The 17,020-nt window shown below is 66.5% G+C and carries 14 protein-coding genes; 1 reads left to right on the top strand and 13 read right to left on the bottom strand.

Features of this window, described 5'->3' with window-relative positions:
- Nucleotides 1-31 precede the first annotated feature (31 nt).
- The 11 genes from ACGFR9_RS10620 to ACGFR9_RS10570 form a co-directional block, all read right to left on the bottom strand.
- Nucleotides 32-4,843 (bottom strand): DEAD/DEAH box helicase, encoded by a 4,812-nt coding sequence (locus ACGFR9_RS10620; protein ID WP_393205379.1) that lies wholly within the window; start codon nt 4,841-4,843, stop codon nt 32-34.
- A 220-nt stretch (nt 4,844-5,063) separates the two neighbouring features.
- Entirely contained in the window at nt 5,064-6,860 is a 1,797-nt protein-coding gene (locus tag ACGFR9_RS10615; protein ID WP_393205376.1) for a hypothetical protein, read from the bottom strand.
- A gap of 272 nt (nt 6,861-7,132) precedes the next feature.
- Entirely contained in the window at nt 7,133-7,819 is a 687-nt protein-coding gene (locus tag ACGFR9_RS10610) for a hypothetical protein (protein ID WP_393205373.1), read from the bottom strand.
- Nucleotides 7,820-8,175: 356 nt separating this feature from the next.
- On the bottom strand, nt 8,176-8,826 hold the full coding sequence (locus ACGFR9_RS10605) for a hypothetical protein (RefSeq protein WP_393205370.1): 651 nt from the start codon (nt 8,824-8,826) through the stop codon (nt 8,176-8,178).
- A gap of 415 nt (nt 8,827-9,241) precedes the next feature.
- Nucleotides 9,242-10,360, bottom strand: coding sequence for a DUF5677 domain-containing protein (locus ACGFR9_RS10600; protein WP_393205367.1), 1,119 nt, complete (start codon nt 10,358-10,360; stop codon nt 9,242-9,244).
- Nucleotides 10,361-10,534: 174 nt separating this feature from the next.
- Complete coding sequence (locus ACGFR9_RS10595) at nt 10,535-11,125, bottom strand: hypothetical protein (protein ID WP_393205364.1); 591 nt, start codon at nt 11,123-11,125, stop codon at nt 10,535-10,537.
- 112 nt (nt 11,126-11,237) lie between these two features.
- The gene (locus ACGFR9_RS10590; RefSeq protein ID WP_358278734.1) at nt 11,238-11,591 is read right to left on the bottom strand and encodes an HNH endonuclease signature motif containing protein; all 354 of its coding nucleotides are present in this window, start codon (nt 11,589-11,591) and stop codon (nt 11,238-11,240) included.
- A gap of 101 nt (nt 11,592-11,692) precedes the next feature.
- Entirely contained in the window at nt 11,693-12,115 is a 423-nt protein-coding gene (locus ACGFR9_RS10585) for a hypothetical protein (protein ID WP_393205360.1), read from the bottom strand.
- Entirely contained in the window at nt 12,115-13,596 is a 1,482-nt protein-coding gene (locus ACGFR9_RS10580; protein ID WP_393205357.1) for a DNA-methyltransferase, read from the bottom strand. Before ACGFR9_RS10580 ends, ACGFR9_RS10585 begins: the two co-directional genes overlap by 1 nt.
- A 307-nt stretch (nt 13,597-13,903) precedes the next feature.
- On the bottom strand, nt 13,904-14,521 hold the full coding sequence (locus ACGFR9_RS10575) for a hypothetical protein (protein WP_393205354.1): 618 nt from the start codon (nt 14,519-14,521) through the stop codon (nt 13,904-13,906).
- Nucleotides 14,522-14,685: 164 nt separating this feature from the next.
- Nucleotides 14,686-15,159 (bottom strand): hypothetical protein, encoded by a 474-nt coding sequence (locus ACGFR9_RS10570; RefSeq protein WP_393205351.1) that lies wholly within the window; start codon nt 15,157-15,159, stop codon nt 14,686-14,688.
- A 245-nt stretch (nt 15,160-15,404) separates the two neighbouring features.
- Here ACGFR9_RS10570 and ACGFR9_RS10565 point away from each other — a divergent pair, with 245 nt between their 5' ends.
- Entirely contained in the window at nt 15,405-15,635 is a 231-nt protein-coding gene (locus tag ACGFR9_RS10565) for a hypothetical protein (RefSeq protein ID WP_393205348.1), read from the top strand.
- A gap of 162 nt (nt 15,636-15,797) precedes the next feature.
- On the opposite strand, the gene ACGFR9_RS10560 is transcribed toward ACGFR9_RS10565, so the two are convergent.
- The gene (locus ACGFR9_RS10560) at nt 15,798-16,175 is read right to left on the bottom strand and encodes a hypothetical protein (protein WP_393205345.1); all 378 of its coding nucleotides are present in this window, start codon (nt 16,173-16,175) and stop codon (nt 15,798-15,800) included.
- A 527-nt stretch (nt 16,176-16,702) separates the two neighbouring features.
- Nucleotides 16,703-16,906, bottom strand: a complete 204-nt coding sequence (locus ACGFR9_RS10555) for a hypothetical protein (protein ID WP_393205342.1) — start codon at nt 16,904-16,906, stop codon at nt 16,703-16,705.
- Nucleotides 16,907-17,020 lie beyond the last annotated feature (114 nt).

The raw sequence follows: 17,020 nt of genomic DNA, 5'->3' as shown, positions 1-17,020 counted from the left end.
GACGAGCGCGTACCCGGTACCGGGATGGTTGCTATTCCAGGATGTCCAGGGTAGGCAGGGCATCCACGATCTTCATCGTCTCCAGGCTCACGGTCACGATCCGCTTGAGTAGATCGACGATGTAGCGCGGATCATCCGACCAGTCGTTGGGATCGTTGACGATGCCGCTTGCCTTATCCGTCTTGACGTAGTAGCGGTCAATGAGCCACTCGATTGCAGAACGTCCGCCGAGCTGGTAGCGGTACGCCTCTTCTGGGACATTCGAGAGGGTAACGCGGCTGTTGTAGATGACCGTCGACTTATCCTTCTCGCCCTTGCGGGAGGGGAACTTCATCTTGGTCGTGACGCGGTACAGCTCGGACGGGGATGTATCGGCGGGGGCGGTGACTTTCTCCACGATCCCTGCGTACGGCTCCGCAGCTTCGTAATTGAGGTGCAAATCAGCGAGCTTGCGGCCTGCATCGACGAAGCCTTGGAAGTCCCGGGCCTTGGGGATGCGGGGTAGTGACTTCCTCAGGTCGGCGGCGAACTGCTCGCGGTAGGCAGTGGAGTGCAGCAGGCCATAGACGTAGTAGAAGAGATCATCCTTGGTGATCGTCTCGTCGGCGTAGGTCTCCTTGTAATTGCGCAGCGTGGCGTCCGAGATGTTGTCGCCCCGCTCATACCCTGTTTCCTCAACGGCGGAAAAAAGGTCATCTCCTCCACCGAGCTCACGGTAGGTGTAGCGGGGGAAGAACTGTCCATTACCAGATCCCCAGAAAGCGAGATCTGGGATCTGGTTCATCGCGCACACAGAGAAGGGCTTTTCGATGCCAAGTCCGGGTACGTAGAAGCCGAAATTTTCGGTTTCTGGTGAAGGGAAAGCGTCAGGCATCCGTGAAACCCGATGATTGAAGTCACCGTCGAAGTACAGGAACTGCTTACAGAAAGGTCGATAGACTGCCTCTACGACCTTTCCGCTGGAGAACGCGACATTCTTTGCCCTCGCCACCTTTGGGATGAGGCTCGAAGACCAGCTTATCCTCTTCTGGTCGCGATCGATGAACCTCTCTGCATCCTTGGGTGTTGGCTTTGAAATGCCGTTCTCGGCACACTCTTCTCTGAATCCATCAACCTGGCGATTGTAGAAATCGATCGTGGTCTGCATCTTCTGGGCAAGCTTGTCTTTTGAGTAGCTATAGGCCCAGGCGTCTCGACTAGTCAGGACGCCTTGCGAGAAGGTCTCGAAAAATGCGGGGCCCTGCTGCGCACTCTTCTCTGTTTTCTCTCCGAGGGGTTGAAAGGTGGAGAATCGCTCATCGCGATGGTTGATCCAGTCGCCTTCGCGGCTCGGAGTGACCTTCTGCCACTCCACCTTTTCCAGGCCCTGTCCAGCCAAGATGCTGAGCTTTTTCGTGCGGTCCAGATAATCGCCAATATCCCGGTAGTAGATGCTGCAGTCAGCGTCTTCACTTTCCGGTGTGGTGGCCTTCACGAGGATCAGGATGGCCACGGTGTTCTGGCTTCCCGAGCCGAAGATCTTGCCACCTTCCTTCTCCCAGTCGGCGCTTCGCTGGTTCCCTCTGAGGTTATAACAGTAGATCGCGTCAAATTCCTCGACGAGCGACTTCCGGAGGCCGTCGGCGCTATTCCCGTCGATGTATCCGCCGTTCGAGACGAAACAGATGACCCCCTCATTCTTGATGCGGTCTGAGGCCCACCGGATCGCGCGGATGTACGAGTCGTAGAGCGACTTTTTCGTCTTTGCTGTTGACAGTGCCGCGTATGTGGATTCGATCCTGCCGTCCAATGCAGGATATGCCTGGTTCTGATTGTCGTCGTTCTGGCTATCCTGTCCGACCGAGTAGGGCGGGTTGCCGATGATGACGCGGATGTCTTGCGCCTGCTGCTTCGTGACGCGCTCGCTGTTGCCTTCGAGGACGCCGAAGAGCTTCTCGACGTTGCTTTCAGCGAGCTGGAAGGTGTCGGTCAGAACGATGCCCTCGAATGGAACATATTCCTCGCCCTGGTGCTGGTCGTGGAAGGCGGCCTCGATGTTGACCGCAGCGATGTAGTACGCGAGGAGCACAATCTCGTTGGCGTGAAGCTCGCTGACGTACTTGCGCAGCAGGTCTTCCGGTTTGATGAGTCCGGACTGGAGGAGCCGCACGATGAAGGTGCCGGTGCCGGTGAAGGGGTCGATGACGTGGACACCCTCATCGGACAGGGATGAGCCGAAGTACTTGCCGAGGGCTTGGTCGGTTGCGCGGAGGATGAAGTCCACGACCTCTACGGGCGTGTAGACGATGCCCAGGGCGTTGGCGGTCTTCGGCAAGGCCGTCTTGAAGAACTTCTCGTACAGCTCGGTGATGACGCGCTGGCGGCCCTCGTGGTTGTCGATGCCCTCGGCCCGCACGCGCACGGACTCGTAGAAGGCATCCAGCTTCTTCGCCTCTTCGCCGATGGCCTGGTCTTCCAGGGTGTCCAGCATGCGTTGCATGGCCTGGGAGACCGGGTTGTGCTCGGAGAAAGCGTAGTCCTTGAACAGGGCGTCGAAGACCGGCTTGGTGATGATGTGCTGGGCGAGCATGTCAAGGGCATCTGCGCCGGTGACGCCAGGGTTTATGCTCCCCCGCAGTTCCTCGACGAAGGTTTCGAATGCTGCCTTCTTTTCCGGGAGTTGGAGAGCGGCCTTGATGCGGGCCTTGTGCTTCTCGGCGATCTGGGCGATGTCATTGGCCCAGTCCTCCCAGTACTGTCGCTCGCCGCACTTGGTGACGATCCGGGCGTAGATCGCCTCGCGCCAGTCCTCGATGTCGAAGGCACTCTGTACCCAGCGAGCGGCGGCGGCATCGCCCTGAGTGTTGCCGTCGCCGAGGGACTCCGTCTCCGGGCCGGCGTGGCCGACCATGATGTTGTCGGGCCGCTTCTTGTTCAGTTCCAGCTGATTGACGGTCGCGTTGAAGCGGTCGTCGTGGGCGCGCAGTGCGTTGAGGACCTGCCAGACGGTCTTGAAGCGCTGATTCTCCGAGAGAGCCTTCTCCGGTGGCATGCCCGCGGGAATGCCGACCGGGAGAATGATGTAGCCGTACTGCTTGTCGTCGGCCTTCCGCATGACGCGGCCGACGGACTGGACGACGTCCACCACGGAGTTGCGCGGGTGTAGGAAGAGCACCGCGTCCAGGTCGGGGACGTCGACGCCTTCGGACAGGCAGCGGGCGTTGGAGAGGATGCGGGCCTTGTTCTCGCCGGGGTCCTGCTTGAGCCAATCCAGCAGCACGTTGCGGCGCAGGGTGTTGTAGGTGCCGTCTACGTGCTGGATCTCGCAGTGCAGGATGTTGTCGTCGGTGCCGTCGTAGGCTTCGACGACCTCCTCGAAGAGCTCGGTGATCTTCTTGGAGTCGGCAATGTTCTTGGCGAAGGCTACGGCGCGCTTCATGGGCGCTTCGCCGTCCTGGAAGCCGCTTCCGTCGGCGAAGGCGCCGGTGCGCTTCGCCAGGCCGTTCCAGCAGCCGATGATCTTTACGGCGTCGTCGAGGTTCGACAGCTCGCTATTCTGGTCGGCGAGTTGCTGCTGCAGTGACGCGGCGGCGTACTCCTCGTCGACGGTGAGGATCAGTACCTTGTAGTCGGTGAGCAGACCTTGCTCGACCGCCTTGCCGAAGCCGAGCCGGTGGAACTCCGGGCCGAACAGCGACTCGTCGTCCATCGAGACCAGGGCGGCCTCGTGCTGCTTGGCGTCGGTCTTCGTGTCGTCGCTGAAGATCCGCGGGGTCGCCGTCATGTAGAGACGGCGGGCGGCCTTGATGTAGTCGTTGTTGTGGACCTTGACGAAGCTGGACTCGTCCGCCGTCGTCAGAGAAACGCCAGTCGTACGGTGCGCCTCATCACACAGGATCAGGTCGAACTCGCCGAGTCCCGCCTGCTGGGCCTGCGCGACCGCCGCGATCGATTGGTAGGTGGAGAAGACCACGGTCAGCCCAGGACCGGCCTCCACGCTGGTCACCTGCTCGATCAGTTTGGCCGGGCTGGTTGTGGCGGGGAAGGCCAGGTCATGCGTGGCCATGTCCTGAAGATCGCTGGCTGCGGCCTGCTTGCTGACCTTCGTATCGGAGCAGACTGCGAAGCTGGTCATCGGGACCTGGACCTGCGCGGTCCACTCCCGCAACGTCTGCGACAGCAGCGCGATGGACGGCACCAGGAACAGGATGCGCGTGTGCTCGCCCTCGCCCCGCTCCGCCCGCTCACGCTGGACCCGCTCCACGATCTTCAGACCCGTGAACGTCTTGCCCGTGCCGCAGGCCATGATCAGCTTGCCGCGGTTGTGCTTCGTGAAGCCCTCGAAAACAGCGTCGATTGCCTCGTGCTGGTGCGGGAGAAGGGTTTTCCTGCGCTTCAGTTTGAGCTCGAGGTTCTCACCGGGCTTCGGCCAGACGATGGCACCCCAGTCGATGAGACTCTCGTTGATCTGCGCGAGCCCGACGCGGGTGACCGGGATCTGCTGGCCGTCCAGCGCTGCCTCGGCGAGGGGGCCCCACTTCTCCGTCGTAGAGATGATCATGCGGCGCTTGAAGTCGCCCTTGCCGGACGCGGTGAAGAACGAGTCTATGTCCGCCTTCTGGACCGTGTGATCCGGCTCATAGAACTTGCATTGGATCGCGCAGAGCCCGCCGGTCTCACGATCCTGGGCCACGAGATCGATGCCGACATCCCGCTTGTCACCCTCGGCTCCTGGCCAGTCGGTCCACATCCATACCTGGCTGAACTGTTGGGTCCACTCCGGGTCAGTCCGCAGGTACTGGACCATGAGCTGCTCGAAGCGAGTGCCGAGGTCACGGTTCGTGTCCGAACTGTTGCGGATCATGCGGAGGACGTCGTGTACCGAAGTGGCCACTGAGTGTCGTACCTCTCTCGTGGTATGGCGGTCCATAGGCGTACGCGTGCCGGAGCCACGCTAGACCAGGCCACCGACAGGAGGGCGCGTCACGGCGAGGTCCAGCGTGTATGCCCTGCTCAAAGGTATCGATCCGGACATCTTCTGCGGCCAGAAAGCAGGTCTAACGCCGTAGCAGCACCGGTTTCTTTCAGTTGAGGAGACCGCGGCGGCGCGGCTGGTTCAGCGGCTCAGGCTCGTACACGGCCAGCAGAGCGGCCTCGGCCCGGTCAGGACTTTTCATTCCGCGGGCCTTCATCGTCTTCTTCGACTCGATGATGCTGTACCCGGCGGTGTTCGATCCGAGCTTGGGCGTGGAGAGTTGGATTCCGGCCTGCCGGTCGACGCGCAGGCGCAGCCGGCCGGTGCCGGTCGACGGGTCAGGCTGGAGGAGCGCCCGGGTGGCGAGCCACATCTCGTCTCGCTTGCGGTACGGGCGCATGACGGCGCCCGGGTCGTCCTGCGACGGTGATTCGGACACCATGACGCCCACGATCTGCGCCTGGTGGGTGCCGTTCTCCGCCCATACCTCCAGCATGCTGGTGGCGCCGTGGCCGATGCCGTTCTTGTCGATCTTCACGCGTACGGGGTGGGGCGAGTCCAGGGCGTCCGCGAGGCGCTGCGCCGCGCGGATCTCCTCCAAGATTTTCTCGGCGACCTTCACCTGGTTGTCGTTGGCCATGCCAGAGCTGGCGTGCCGCATCTCGATCGCATCGCCCACGGCTCTGTAGATCGTGAATTCGTCGCCGCCGTCCGCGGCAACGTCGACGCCGAGGCGAACCCAGGCGCCTTCGCGCACGGTGTGCTTGGCGGTCTCACCTTCCAGACCGAGGTCGCACAGCCGGTGCCAGCCGGCCCCGGTCGGGTCGTCGTTGTTCTGAGCTTCCTCGACCCAGGTCACGGGTATCGCGAGGCCGCCACCGCCCTTCGGGAAGCGGGCGTGCACCTTGGCGATGACGTACGGATGATCTTCGCCGTACTCGCGGATCGTGCGGTCCACCCATTCCTGATCGGGGAGGTGGACGGCGAGGGAGTGCGGGGGGACACCGTCGGGACAGTCATTGCAGTACGGGACCCGTTCCTTCGTGATGGCCGGGGAGGCGAACGTTGCGATGGGGATCGTGACCGTTCCCCGTTCCTCGGGGTCCTCGCCTTCCTCGCACAGCGTCTCGAACCAGCTCCGCGGGTCATCCATCGCGGGGTTGCCGATGGCCAGCATCCGCGCATCGCCGGTGAGGAGGTTGTTCGTGCCGTTGCCGATCGTGCGGGCGATACCGCCAGCCTCGTCGACGACGATGAGCAACTTCGGCGTGCCGTGGATGCCCTGCATCGCCGCTTCGTCGTTCTCGGGCGCCGTGAAGCCGTACGCCACGATGACGTCATTGCCCCACTGATCAGGGATTTTCCACTGGGTGGTGTCGCAGTATCCGGGCAGGCCCGCGCGAGCGACGGTCTTCCTGATGTGCGGCCAGAGCTGGTTTCGTACCTGTCGGAATCGGGTCGCGGTAGTGACGATGACCATGGTCCCGGGGGCGTTGACGGCTCCGGCCCAGGCGACCAGGCGTCCGGCGATCCAGGTCTTCCCGACGCCGAAGCCGGCCGGTACAGCGATGCGCTTGTGGAACGGGACGGCGTCGACGATCTCGCGCTGACGGCTCCAGATGCTTTCGCCGAGGACGTCCTCGATGAAGCCGCTGGGGGTGTCGTGCCAGAGCCCATACATCGAGCCGGTGGCCCGTTCGACCTCCCGCATGACGTGCGGCCGTTCGCGGGCGGTGAGGTCGTGCTTGAAGGCGCGGCGCCTGGCGGGCACGGGGGCCCGGAGGAGAAGGTCGGCGACGTTGGCCGCGTCGCGGGACTTGACACCCGGCTGACGCCCGTTGCGCAGCTCCCGGGCCGGTGGGACCACGCGGGGGCGGGTGGTGGGCGAGAGCTGCGTGCGGGACATGGCGGGAAGGTGGCGCCCGCGGGGATCTAGTGTCGCGGCCTGGCCGAGCGGTCCATGCCCAGAACGTCGGCCAGGCCGCGGGGGTCCGGCGAGGCCCGCACTGAGCGGCCGCGGCCTGCCGGAAGTCTGTTGCCGGGGTGAGGCCCTGCACCGGGGAGGTGGAGCAGGGCCGTCACCCCGGCCGGGGGGTGCTGGCTGGAGTGCTTTCCCCGGGGGGATCTCGGGGGCAGGGGGCCAGCCGCACTCTGTAGTACGTCGCGCGCCGGATTCTGTTACGCCTTGTTGACGGTCGGCGGCTTCTTGCGCCAGAACTCGGCGCGGACGTCGCCGAAGGGGGAGCGATCCATCATCAGCAGGCGCTCGACGCTGATCGGGCGGGCGTCGAGGGTGACGGGGATGCGCGGCGCGGTGCCGTCGAGGACGTCGAGGTCGATGCCCGCGGTCATAAGCCACGCGGGCAGCTTGCCCTCGGCGGCTTTCACGCGGGCCTTCTCCTCCTCGCTCAGCGGCACGCCCCACGGGCGGGTGTCGAGGGGGACGGTGGTGACCTCGGCGACGCTGAACGGGAAGCGGTTCGTCACCGGGGCCTCGGCGGACGGCTTCGGGTTCTGGCTCACCCCCTCGATGAGGGTCAGGACCGCGGCGACGGCCGCGCACCCGAGGCAGCACTCCTCCTCGGCGTCCTCGTCGGCGGCCGCGGGTTCCGATGTTTCCTCGGCGGCCGGCTCCTCGACGGCGGCGGCCCGGGTGGCGTCGAGGCTGGCGAGCAGGTCCTGCTCCTCCTCGGCCCGCCGTATCGACTGCCGGAAGATCTCCATCTCCGACTCGACGACGCCGCGCTCCAGCGGGGAGAGCTGGAACCACGGGGTGGAGTCCTGTCCGGCGCTCTGGAGGAACGCCCGGCGGGTCTCGTAGAAGTGCCGGGTCAGGTTCGGCGGGAGCACCGTGTGCGGGGGCATGGATCGCATCGTCATGTCTGGGGGAACGCCAACGGCCGGATTCTGTGACACCCCTCCCCCTTGCCGCCCTGTTGCTGCGCTTGGGGCCGCTTCGAGGGTCCTTCGGAGGCGATGCACGCCGATGCCTGAGCGAAGCGAAGGCATCGGAACTCTTACTTCATTGTGGTGCTTGATCTTGTTACTAAAGGCGCCTGATCTACCGGCGACCGGACTACCGGTGCCCGTCCCACCGGAAGCCGGATTTCCAGGCCCCGGTGACCGGCGCCTGATAATCAGGCCCCGGCCTGACCTGCGGGCAAAAAGGAGACCGGCCCCGAAGGTGCTCGGGGCCGGCCTGGGAGTGTGCGGCGGATCGGTCAGCGCTTGGCGGCGCGCTCGCGGGCCGCGCGGGCGGCTGCCTGCTGCTGCCAGATCAGCTTCTTCTGCACGCCGGCGTGCTCGGCGATCCTCGGCCCGTCCCATCCGTACGGCTCCTCCGACAGGGCAAGCGCGGCATCCCGCATGAACACCACGGCGGCGCCGCGGCGGGCACGCGCCTCGGCGACGACGGTAGCCAGCTTCGGCAGCTTCTCGTCGGCGTCCCCAACGAACGGCACGCCCGCTTCCCGGGCCGCCTTGACCAGCTCAGTGCCCGGGAGGTCGGGAACGGGCCGCAGCTCGTAGTGGCCGCTCTCGGTGCGCACTCGCTCAGGGCCGCCGTAGAACGCCTTGCTCAGGACCTCGCGGTAGGCGGTCGGCGTGACACCGATCGCGCCAGCGAGACCAGGAACGTGCTCGTAGAACCACAGGGAGGCCACGGCCTTGTCGCGGTCATCGAGGTGCAGTGCGACCTCGGCGTCCGCTTGGCGGATGACCTCGGCGGCGCGCTCGATCCGGTCGTCCGGGCGAGTGATCCGGCCCAGCTCCTCCGTCACGGCGCGCTCCGCGGCCTCGCGGAGGGCCTTGAAGTCGGTCTTCTCGATCTTCTTCTTCGAGTAGGTGATCCCGGCCTTGGGCATGGCTGCCATTCCCGTCTCAAGCTGTGGCGCGGGGCTGCGCCTCACGCCGACTGGGGTTACCCCACGCCTGCGCACAGCCGGAAATGATACAGCCACGAGAGCGGAGTGTCAGCGCACAGGTACTTACCTGCATCGAAGCACTACGAACGCGACGCCGCCGACGATCAGAACCCGTCCTTGGCCGTTTCTCGCCCGGGTCTGGCCGGGAGCTGGGTCGCGGGGGGTGTCCGTGATCGCGATCCGCCCAAGGCCGAGGTTCGGGCCCTGGGGGAGACGGACGACCCAGAGGAGCCACGGCCCGAGCCGCAGTCCGCGCGGCCGCCGTACGCGGGTCTTGCAGCCAGCCTCTGAACGGTGCCCTGAGTGAGGACGAGCCAAGCAGCAACCCCGACTCGCCACAACGCGCATTAGCGGCGCTTGCGGCTCACCGCTGCATGCGCTTCAGGATCTTTTCTTCTGCACGGTCAATGGATTTTTGCGTAGCCAAGAACTCCTCCAAACAGGCCGAACGTATTTCTTCCAGTGCCTTCATGCACAGAAGCGACTCAACGTTAAGGCCGTCAGGATGTCCTTGTACTGCATGCGAGAAAGTGACTTGAAGGAGCGAACTAAGCGCCAAGTCGGCTGGTCCGGTCAGGCCAACGTTGATCTTTCCTGAATGCCGAAGCGTGACGCCACGCATTTCGATGAAGTTGTTGGCAAGCCCCCTGGAACCGCAATGCACTTCACTACTGGCCGACTGATAGTGCGGCCTAACGTGACTAAGGGATGCCTTCTTTTCAAGTGCGCGCAAATTGTCATCGGGCGAAAACTTTTTAGCCCAGCCATACTCACGCGCGAAGCTCTGCCCGTACTTCGCAATTACGTCGTCGTACCTTGCCTCTAGTTCATCGAGATATTCCTGCTCCAGTGGCTCCTCACCAAGGATCTCGTGATCCTTCTGGAACTGAAGAGCGTCTCGCCGCAAGGTGACAATTTCATGATCCAGGAACCGTTCAGCCAGGTCGCTATGGTCTGGATCCGCAGCCGAGTCCGCGATGATGCAAGCAATGACAGCCGCCTCGTGCAGCGTGCGACAACGCGCCAGGGCTCCCCTGGGGTATCCCTGGGAGAGGAGGGCCAGAACCTCGCCTGCAATACGAGACGCAGTGACATGGAGCCCCGTGAGAGCTTCTAGCGTGTGCACCTGGGCGGAGGTGAGGCCATCCCTCTCCCTATTAGACACCTTCTCGCCCAATTCGATACATACAGCATGAACTATGATATAGAGGTCGAATGCCTTGCCCCAACGCTTCCGGATCCGCCGGTCATACCCACGCTCCATTCGATTATTGGCCCTGAGAGACCGCTTATTGCGCATCATCGAGAGGGCCAGCTGGGGCGCCATCATGTCGATGAATTCAGGTACCGCTTTGGAGACCAGCTCGTCGACACGCTCGGGGTCGAAACCATCCCGAACTTTATCCATCACGGCGTCGCTGATCATTCGCCTGAGGAAGTCGTCATCTCCGGCGTGGCGGGAACGGTGAAACTTCTGGAACATGGAGACCTTCTGCGGCTAGTTTGGTCGGCATCTTAGCTCGCGAGTAACCGGCTCTGTACTGATTTTTTCGCTTCCCAGTCACAGCATCTGAACGAGACCTGGGGCCGTTCGAGTCGCTCGCCAGCAGACGACTACGCTCAGCCCCGGCCGACCTCTCTTCGTCCATACTCTGTCTCAATGGGTGACGTCCTTCCGACGTGCCTCGCGCTCGGCCTTACGGTGCTGGTAGTCGGCCCACTCGCCTCGCGGCAGCAGTGCGCACACGATCAGCGACAGGCGCCCGACGACGACCTGCAGGCCGCTCCTCTTCGCGTTGGCCTCCGGCCCGTACCGGGCGAAGCCGATCGCGAAGAACGCCGGGTAGTTGTCCCGGCGTACGAGGTACACGCCGGCGGTGAACCGGCCGACGTCGACGAAGTGCGCCCGCCGGATGGACGTGAACAGCTCCAGCACGAGGAACACGGCGGCCGCGCTCAGCGACCAGCACCACCCCAGCACCAGGGCGATCAGCAGGCTCATGGTCCATTCACCGGCGCGGTACCGGCGCTGCGGCGTCCAGAGCGGCGGCCGAAAGCGGACGGTGCCGGGGAGCGTCTGGTACCCGAAGATGCTGGTGGCGTCGCCCTCCCACGAGTAGTGCATGGTTGACCGGTCGGAGTACGAGGCCTTGTGCGGGCCGTCGTGGTCGACGAGGCGCTGGCACCGCCAGCCCTGGGAGCCGACGAGCGCGGCCGGGATCGCGGGGCACTGGCGACGGCGCTTCATCGCCGCCCCCAGGAGTACAGGAACTCGGCCACGGCGTCGAAGAGGCCTTCCATCGCGGCGGCGATCCAGTCCGTTCGGGACGTCGAGGAGCCGCGGGTGCGGCGGCGGCGCTTCATCGGGCGGCCGCCACGGTCGTGGCGCGGACGCCGTCCGGGGTGAGCCGGTATTCGCTGCCGTCCGGGTAGCGCACCAGGACCTCGCCGGGGAGCTGCGGCCGGCGCACCTTCCACCCGGCCTCGTACGACTCCCGCGGGTTGTCCTCGAACCAGCCGTTGCACACGGTGCAGGCGGTCAGCAGGTTGTGTGCCTGGTTGATCCAGGGCTCCCGCGCCCCGCCCATGCCGCGGTTCACCCGGTGGTGGACGGTCAGGTTCTCCAGCGCTCCGCAGCGCACACAGGCGCCGCCGTCGCGGTCGTAGACCATGGCCTTCACCACGTCGGTGGGGCCGGTCCGTCGTCGTGCCACAGCACTGGTCTCCTCGTCTGCCCCGGGCGCCGGATCGCTGAGTCGCGGTCCTGGTCGGGCACGCCCCGGGCGAGGCGGGGAGAGTGGACGGCGGCCGCGCCTTACGTCGCGTCCTCGGCCCGGCGCCAGCCCGCGGCCGTGCACGCCGGACACGGCCGTCCCAGGTGCTCGGTCGCCGCCTGGCGAAAGCGGCGCGTCTCCCATCGCAGGTGGAGGACGTAGCGGGGCACGGCCAGGGAGATCCCGAGCCGTGATGGCGGGATGTCCGGGCAGTAGTACGACGTCGTACGCCCGTTGCTCTTGACGACTGCGTGCAGCACTCGCTTCCACAGCCCCGGCGGCCGCTTGCCCCGGGGCCCGTAGAACTCCTCGCGGGTCTGCACGAGGGTGCTGAGCGACAGCTTCGGCGCCCCCAGCCCGCTCAGGGACCAGGTGCGAGAGGTGGCGCCCTCGTCCGCGAACCGCTGGAAGCCGAGGTACACGCCCCCGGGCAGGCGCGTGGAGTCGAAGCCGGTCATGCGCATCAGTTGCTCCTCACGTTCTCGCGGCGCAGCCGGAGGCGGCACAGCTCGGCGTACTCGGCCTTGGACTCCACGCCCATGGAGTCGAAGCCCTCCAGGCGGGCGGCCTCGAGCGTTGTGCCGGTACCGGCGAACGGGTCCAGGACGATCCCGCCGGGCGCGGTGAGTAGCCGGACCAGCCAGCGCATCAGCGCGACCGGCTTCACCGTGGGGTGCACCGTGCCGTCCGGGAGGCGCGGCCGCTCACTGGTGGGGGCCTTGGCCTGGTAGCGGAACGCCGGGTAGAAGCGGGAGGCGCCCCCGGAGTCCGCGCCCCGGACCGGCTTGCACACGGTCTGGCCCTTGAAGTCGCCGTACACGTCGCGGAACTTGTCCGAACCGCGGCGCCGCGGGTTCGCCCCGGAGGTGAGCCGCCCCGACTGGCCGTCCAGCTCAGCGACCGGGCACCCCTGGGCGCAACCGTCCGCGCAGCCGTCGACCATCCATCCCGCCTCGTCGACGGCCCACGCGTGCGACAGCAGCACGTTGGTCGGCCAACGCCCCTCGGCGTCGCCGGGCGGGGTCTTGCACGCCGCCGTGTTCATCGCGCCGGTGCCGTGCGCCAGGACGTTGGAGGCGACCGTGCCCTCGAGCGGCTTCCGCGCCAGGACGATCGGCTCATGGCCGGGCTTGAGGGCGGTGTTCCAGCCGTCCCAGCGGGTGGCCTCGGCGGTCGCCGGTGCGGTCACGTCGAACATGTCGGACTGGAGTTGCGGGAACACCCCGGAGCCGCCCCGGACCCGGTGCCCCTTGCCGATGACCTCCCGGTCCTCCCACGCCTCCCCGGGCGCGTTCTTCCGCCCGTTCAGCTCGTGCACCAGGTCCTCGACGCTGATGGGGGCCTCGAACCCCATCTCCGCCTTCAACTGCTCCCACTGCTCGACGGTCGGGACGGCGGCGGTCTTGCTCTGTGTCGTCCAGTGCTGCGCCATGCCGTTGAAGCCGAACAGGGCGTCGATCTGCGGGTTCGTCCAGCCGACGGAGTCGCGGAGCGCGGCGAACTCGGCGGTGAAGCGGCGGCGGGCGGGGTGGTCGTCGCGGCGCCGGTCGATCAGCTTCCCGACGTCCTGTCCCTTGGGGAAGCCGGTGCCGTACAGCCAGTGCAGGGAGTCACGGATCTCGAATCCGGCGTCCTCGACGGCCACGGCCATGCGGTGGTAGGTGCGGGTCGCGCCGAACGCGGCCAAGTGCCCGCCCGGCTTGAGGACGCGCAGGCACTCCGCCCACAGCTCCACGCTATAGGCGATGCCGGAGGCATCCCACGCTTTCCCCAGGAACCCCAGCTCATACGGCGGATCGGTCACGACCGCGTCCACGGACGCGGCGGGGAGAGTTCGAAGGTGGTTGAGGGCATCCGCGCAGTGCACGACCGGCTCAGGCCCGGTCAGCTCCTCCACCGGTATCAGGGCTTCCTGCCCGGCGGGGGTGAGGCTCGTTGCTGCCACGGGTCCGTCCGTCCTGCCCCGCGCGCTGGGCCAGCCGGGGAGCGGCGGCCGCGGGGAGACGGCGGGAGCGAGCCGGGACCATGAGCCGCCGGTCCGGCTTACGTCGCGTCCAGCCGTGTGTGGAGCTGTGCCCAGGTGGTCACGCCCAGAACGTCCTTGGTGAATCCGGCGAGAGTGTCGGTCCACAGGGCGTAGGGGGTGACCATGGCCGCGGACCGTACGGACGGGGCCCTTTTAGCGTCGCGCCGATGAGGTGACGTGACGCGGACCGGCAGCTCAGGCCACGCTACGTCACCTCGGCCATGACTCACACGAGCGTGCCGGGCGCGTACTCCTCGGCCTTACTCGTCTTGGAGTTCCACACCCAGATCGGCGACTTCACCCACAGCTCCGGAAGCTCCTCGCCCGCGGGCACCGGCCGCCAAGTCGTATTGGGCACGAGGATCGCCCGGAGTTCGTCCCAACGTATCTGCGTATGCTTCCAGGGGATGCGCCATTCTCGCTCGTGTGTCCAGTCCGAGTCGTACTCGGTGCGCACAACCCAGTGCCCGAGCTTCGCCCTCGTGAACTCTTCCAGGGTCAGCTCGTTGTGTATGTAGGCCACCGTGCCGCCGCCCTTCGCCAGCACCTGGCTACGCGTCACTACGATGCCGAACGGGAGATAGCGACGCTTGCCCAGCAGGTAACTCAGGTGCTCAGGGTTCGCCTCCGAGAAGCACGCGCAGCGCATCGTCCCACCGCCGTAGGGAGCGAACGTTTTCATTCTTCCGCCCCTGACTATGGCTGCCAGGCGCTCCTTCGCCGTCATTTTCCGGATGTCCTCATCCACCCAGTCCGGACGACGCGCGCTGTTCCGGCCAGTGAAATGGATCAGGTCGTCGCTTTGTGACGGACTCAGGTCGTCCCTCAGTAGCGAGATCGCCACAGCCGCTCCCCCTCCACGGCACGCCCCGTGCGCCCCCGTGAGAGACACGCTGCCAGGAAGGGGGCCCACGTAAAAGCGATAAGCGGACGATCTTGGCTGAAGCGGCAGATTCGCGAGGTGACGCGGAACAGGCCAGGAGACCGCGTCACCTCACCTCACGCGGATCAGGCCGGGCGCTGGATGGCGAGGGCCCGCTCGAGGGCGTCGAGCATTGTCACGATGTCGTCGACCTTCACGTATGAGATCCCGAACGTCACCGTGCCGTCGGCGTTGACGTCGAACTCGTACTCGGCGTAGGTCTGCTCGTCCTCGTAGTGGTACTGGCCGGGCTCGGCCTCGGCGAACCCGCCCGCTCCCTCGTCGAACCAGTCCGCGCCCCAGCACTCCGTCATGGCCGTGCCGACCGCGGTCTTCGGGACGTTCTCGAACTCGATCGTCGCGCGGCCGTGGTCGTCGAGGCAGACCTTCCCCCCGCCTTCCCCGGGCGTCGTCCACCGCAGGGTGGGCCCGAAGCACTGGCACCGGGTGGCGGGCGTGAGGGCGGGGAACGCCGCGGTGAAGGCCTCCTGAGCCGTCTCCTGGTGTAGCTCCCACGCCCCGTACCAGCTATCGAGAGCCTTCTGGACGTGTGTCTGCACGTCTCCTCCCGTCTGCCCAGGTCACGGGGCTGCCGGGTGGCGGCCGCGGGACGTGCCCTGAGCGACGGCGCACCGTGCCTACGTCGGCGTGCTTGCGTCCGGGGAAACTCCAGGTCAGACGGTGAGACGTCGATCACCTTCGGAACATCGTCCCGCAGCTTTGCGCTATCTGGTTAGGACATCATCCGATGTTCGCTCACTTGCACTATTTTTCGAGCATTGCCCGAATATGGGCGGAAGGCGGTATGCGCGTGTTGGACACACCCGAGCGTCGGCGGTACGCCGTGGCACAGGCGAAGCTCGCGACGGCCAAGGAACTCGCCAAGGATCGCGAGGTGCGCGACTCGCACCACAAGTCGGCCGTCATGCTGCAACATCACCGCCCGGAGAACGAGGAGAACCCGGACTGCGATTTCTGCGGAACACCATGGCCGTGCGCGACTGCCGAGTACCTGATGTGCACGGTCGGCGCGTAGAGGCGGAACGGGGCCCCACACCTGCCATGACGAGGGGCCCCGCGCGCTGTGTCCACGGGAAGGCGGGCACGTCACCAGGACCAACGCCCTGGGCGTGCCGGGGTTACGGCTGCGCCCCGGCCGCGGGTGGTGCGGCCGGGGCGCGGTGGCGCAGTCGAGGGGCTACGCGTCGGTGCCGCCCGTGCTGGAGCACTCCGGGTCGAAGATGTTGCATCCGCCGTCGCTCGGGTCCGACGGCATGGGCGCGGTCGGGGTCGGCTCCGGGGTGGCCGTCGGGCCGCCAGACGGGTCCGGATCGCTGGGGCTCGGCGTGGCCGTGGCGGTCGGGGACGGCTTCGGGCCCGGCTCCGTCGAGTCGTCCCATACGGCACCGAGCACGCCGAAGACGACCGTGGCGAGCAGGTTGACCACGAGCAGCACCAGGATGGCGCGGCTGTACCGGATGCAGGTGCGGCAGTTGCCGTCCGAGATGAGTTTGGCGGGCTCCAGCGCGGCCGGGCACGGGGAGCTGCAGGCGGGCTTGGGGGCGGGTTCTGACACGGTGGGTCCTTCGGTTCGGGAACTGGAAGGCCGGACCGTGTCCGACCCGGGCGCCTTGCGTCGTGCCACCGAGGAGGTTCGAGTCCCCCTGCGAGCGCCGTGCGTTTCAGTTCCTCGCCCACCTCCAGGCGCTCGAGGGCGTGGCGCCTACAGTCGAGGTCATGAGCGCGATCCCGGAGCCTGAACCAGCCCGCCCGTGGCGCCCCGAGGACGGGCCAGAGCCCGAGGTGTGGACGTGGCCGTCCGGCGACCGTCCGGCGCTCAAGGTGTGGTCGGCCGGGGCGTGGCGGTACGCGCCGGTGACGGCCCGGCAGGACTGGGCGGACGGCACGTTCCGGTACCAGGTCTTGGTGGACCTCCGCGGGGACACGACGATCACGCACCGCACGTACGTGTGGGGACACCCCGGGCTGCGGAAGTGCCACGGAAGCGACGCCAAGCTGTCCAGGGGGCCGACGAGCGGCGCCAGGGCGAGATGCCGCAGACGCCGTGCCGTCGACCGCGTACGGGTCCGCAGGGGCGTTCGGCTACAGGTAGGTGATCTCCAGCTCCGCGGCGAGGAGACCGCCGTTCAGCGCGGTGTCGGTGAGCAGCGCGCGGACGGGGTGGCCGTCGACGTCCAGGCGGACCACGGCACCGGCCGGGGCGGAGCTGCGGAAGGTGATGCGGCGGGCGCCGAACAGCGGGCCTGAGTTGGTGACCAGGTAGGTATGGGCGGGGCGGTGAGCCATGGCGTGGCCTCTCGGCGGGAGCGCCGTCCGTACGGGCGCCCTGTACCCCTTAGCGGGTCTCGGGCCCGATCGGACAGGAACGCCCGTCCCCGCGGGGCCCGGCCGCCGCGGTGG

This window comes from Streptomyces sp. NPDC048584 (assembly GCF_043199595.1).
Taxonomy (GTDB): Bacteria; Actinomycetota; Actinomycetes; order Streptomycetales; family Streptomycetaceae; genus Streptomyces; species Streptomyces edwardsiae.
This window is presented reverse-complemented; position numbering and strand designations above follow the sequence as displayed.

Coding starts and splice junctions, on each gene's coding strand:
- ACGFR9_RS10620 (WP_393205379.1), bottom strand. CDS start 4,843: ATGATCCGCAACAGTTCGGACACGAACCGTGACCTCGGCACTCGCTTC.
- ACGFR9_RS10615 (WP_393205376.1), bottom strand. CDS start 6,860: ATGTCCCGCACGCAGCTCTCGCCCACCACCCGCCCCCGCGTGGTCCCA.
- ACGFR9_RS10610 (WP_393205373.1), bottom strand. CDS start 7,819: ATGCCCCCGCACACGGTGCTCCCGCCGAACCTGACCCGGCACTTCTAC.
- ACGFR9_RS10605 (WP_393205370.1), bottom strand. CDS start 8,826: ATGGCAGCCATGCCCAAGGCCGGGATCACCTACTCGAAGAAGAAGATC.
- ACGFR9_RS10600 (WP_393205367.1), bottom strand. CDS start 10,360: ATGTTCCAGAAGTTTCACCGTTCCCGCCACGCCGGAGATGACGACTTC.
- ACGFR9_RS10595 (WP_393205364.1), bottom strand. CDS start 11,125: ATGAAGCGCCGTCGCCAGTGCCCCGCGATCCCGGCCGCGCTCGTCGGC.
- ACGFR9_RS10585 (WP_393205360.1), bottom strand. CDS start 12,115: ATGCGCATGACCGGCTTCGACTCCACGCGCCTGCCCGGGGGCGTGTAC.
- ACGFR9_RS10565 (WP_393205348.1), top strand. CDS start 15,405: ATGCGCGTGTTGGACACACCCGAGCGTCGGCGGTACGCCGTGGCACAG.
- ACGFR9_RS10555 (WP_393205342.1), bottom strand. CDS start 16,906: ATGGCTCACCGCCCCGCCCATACCTACCTGGTCACCAACTCAGGCCCG.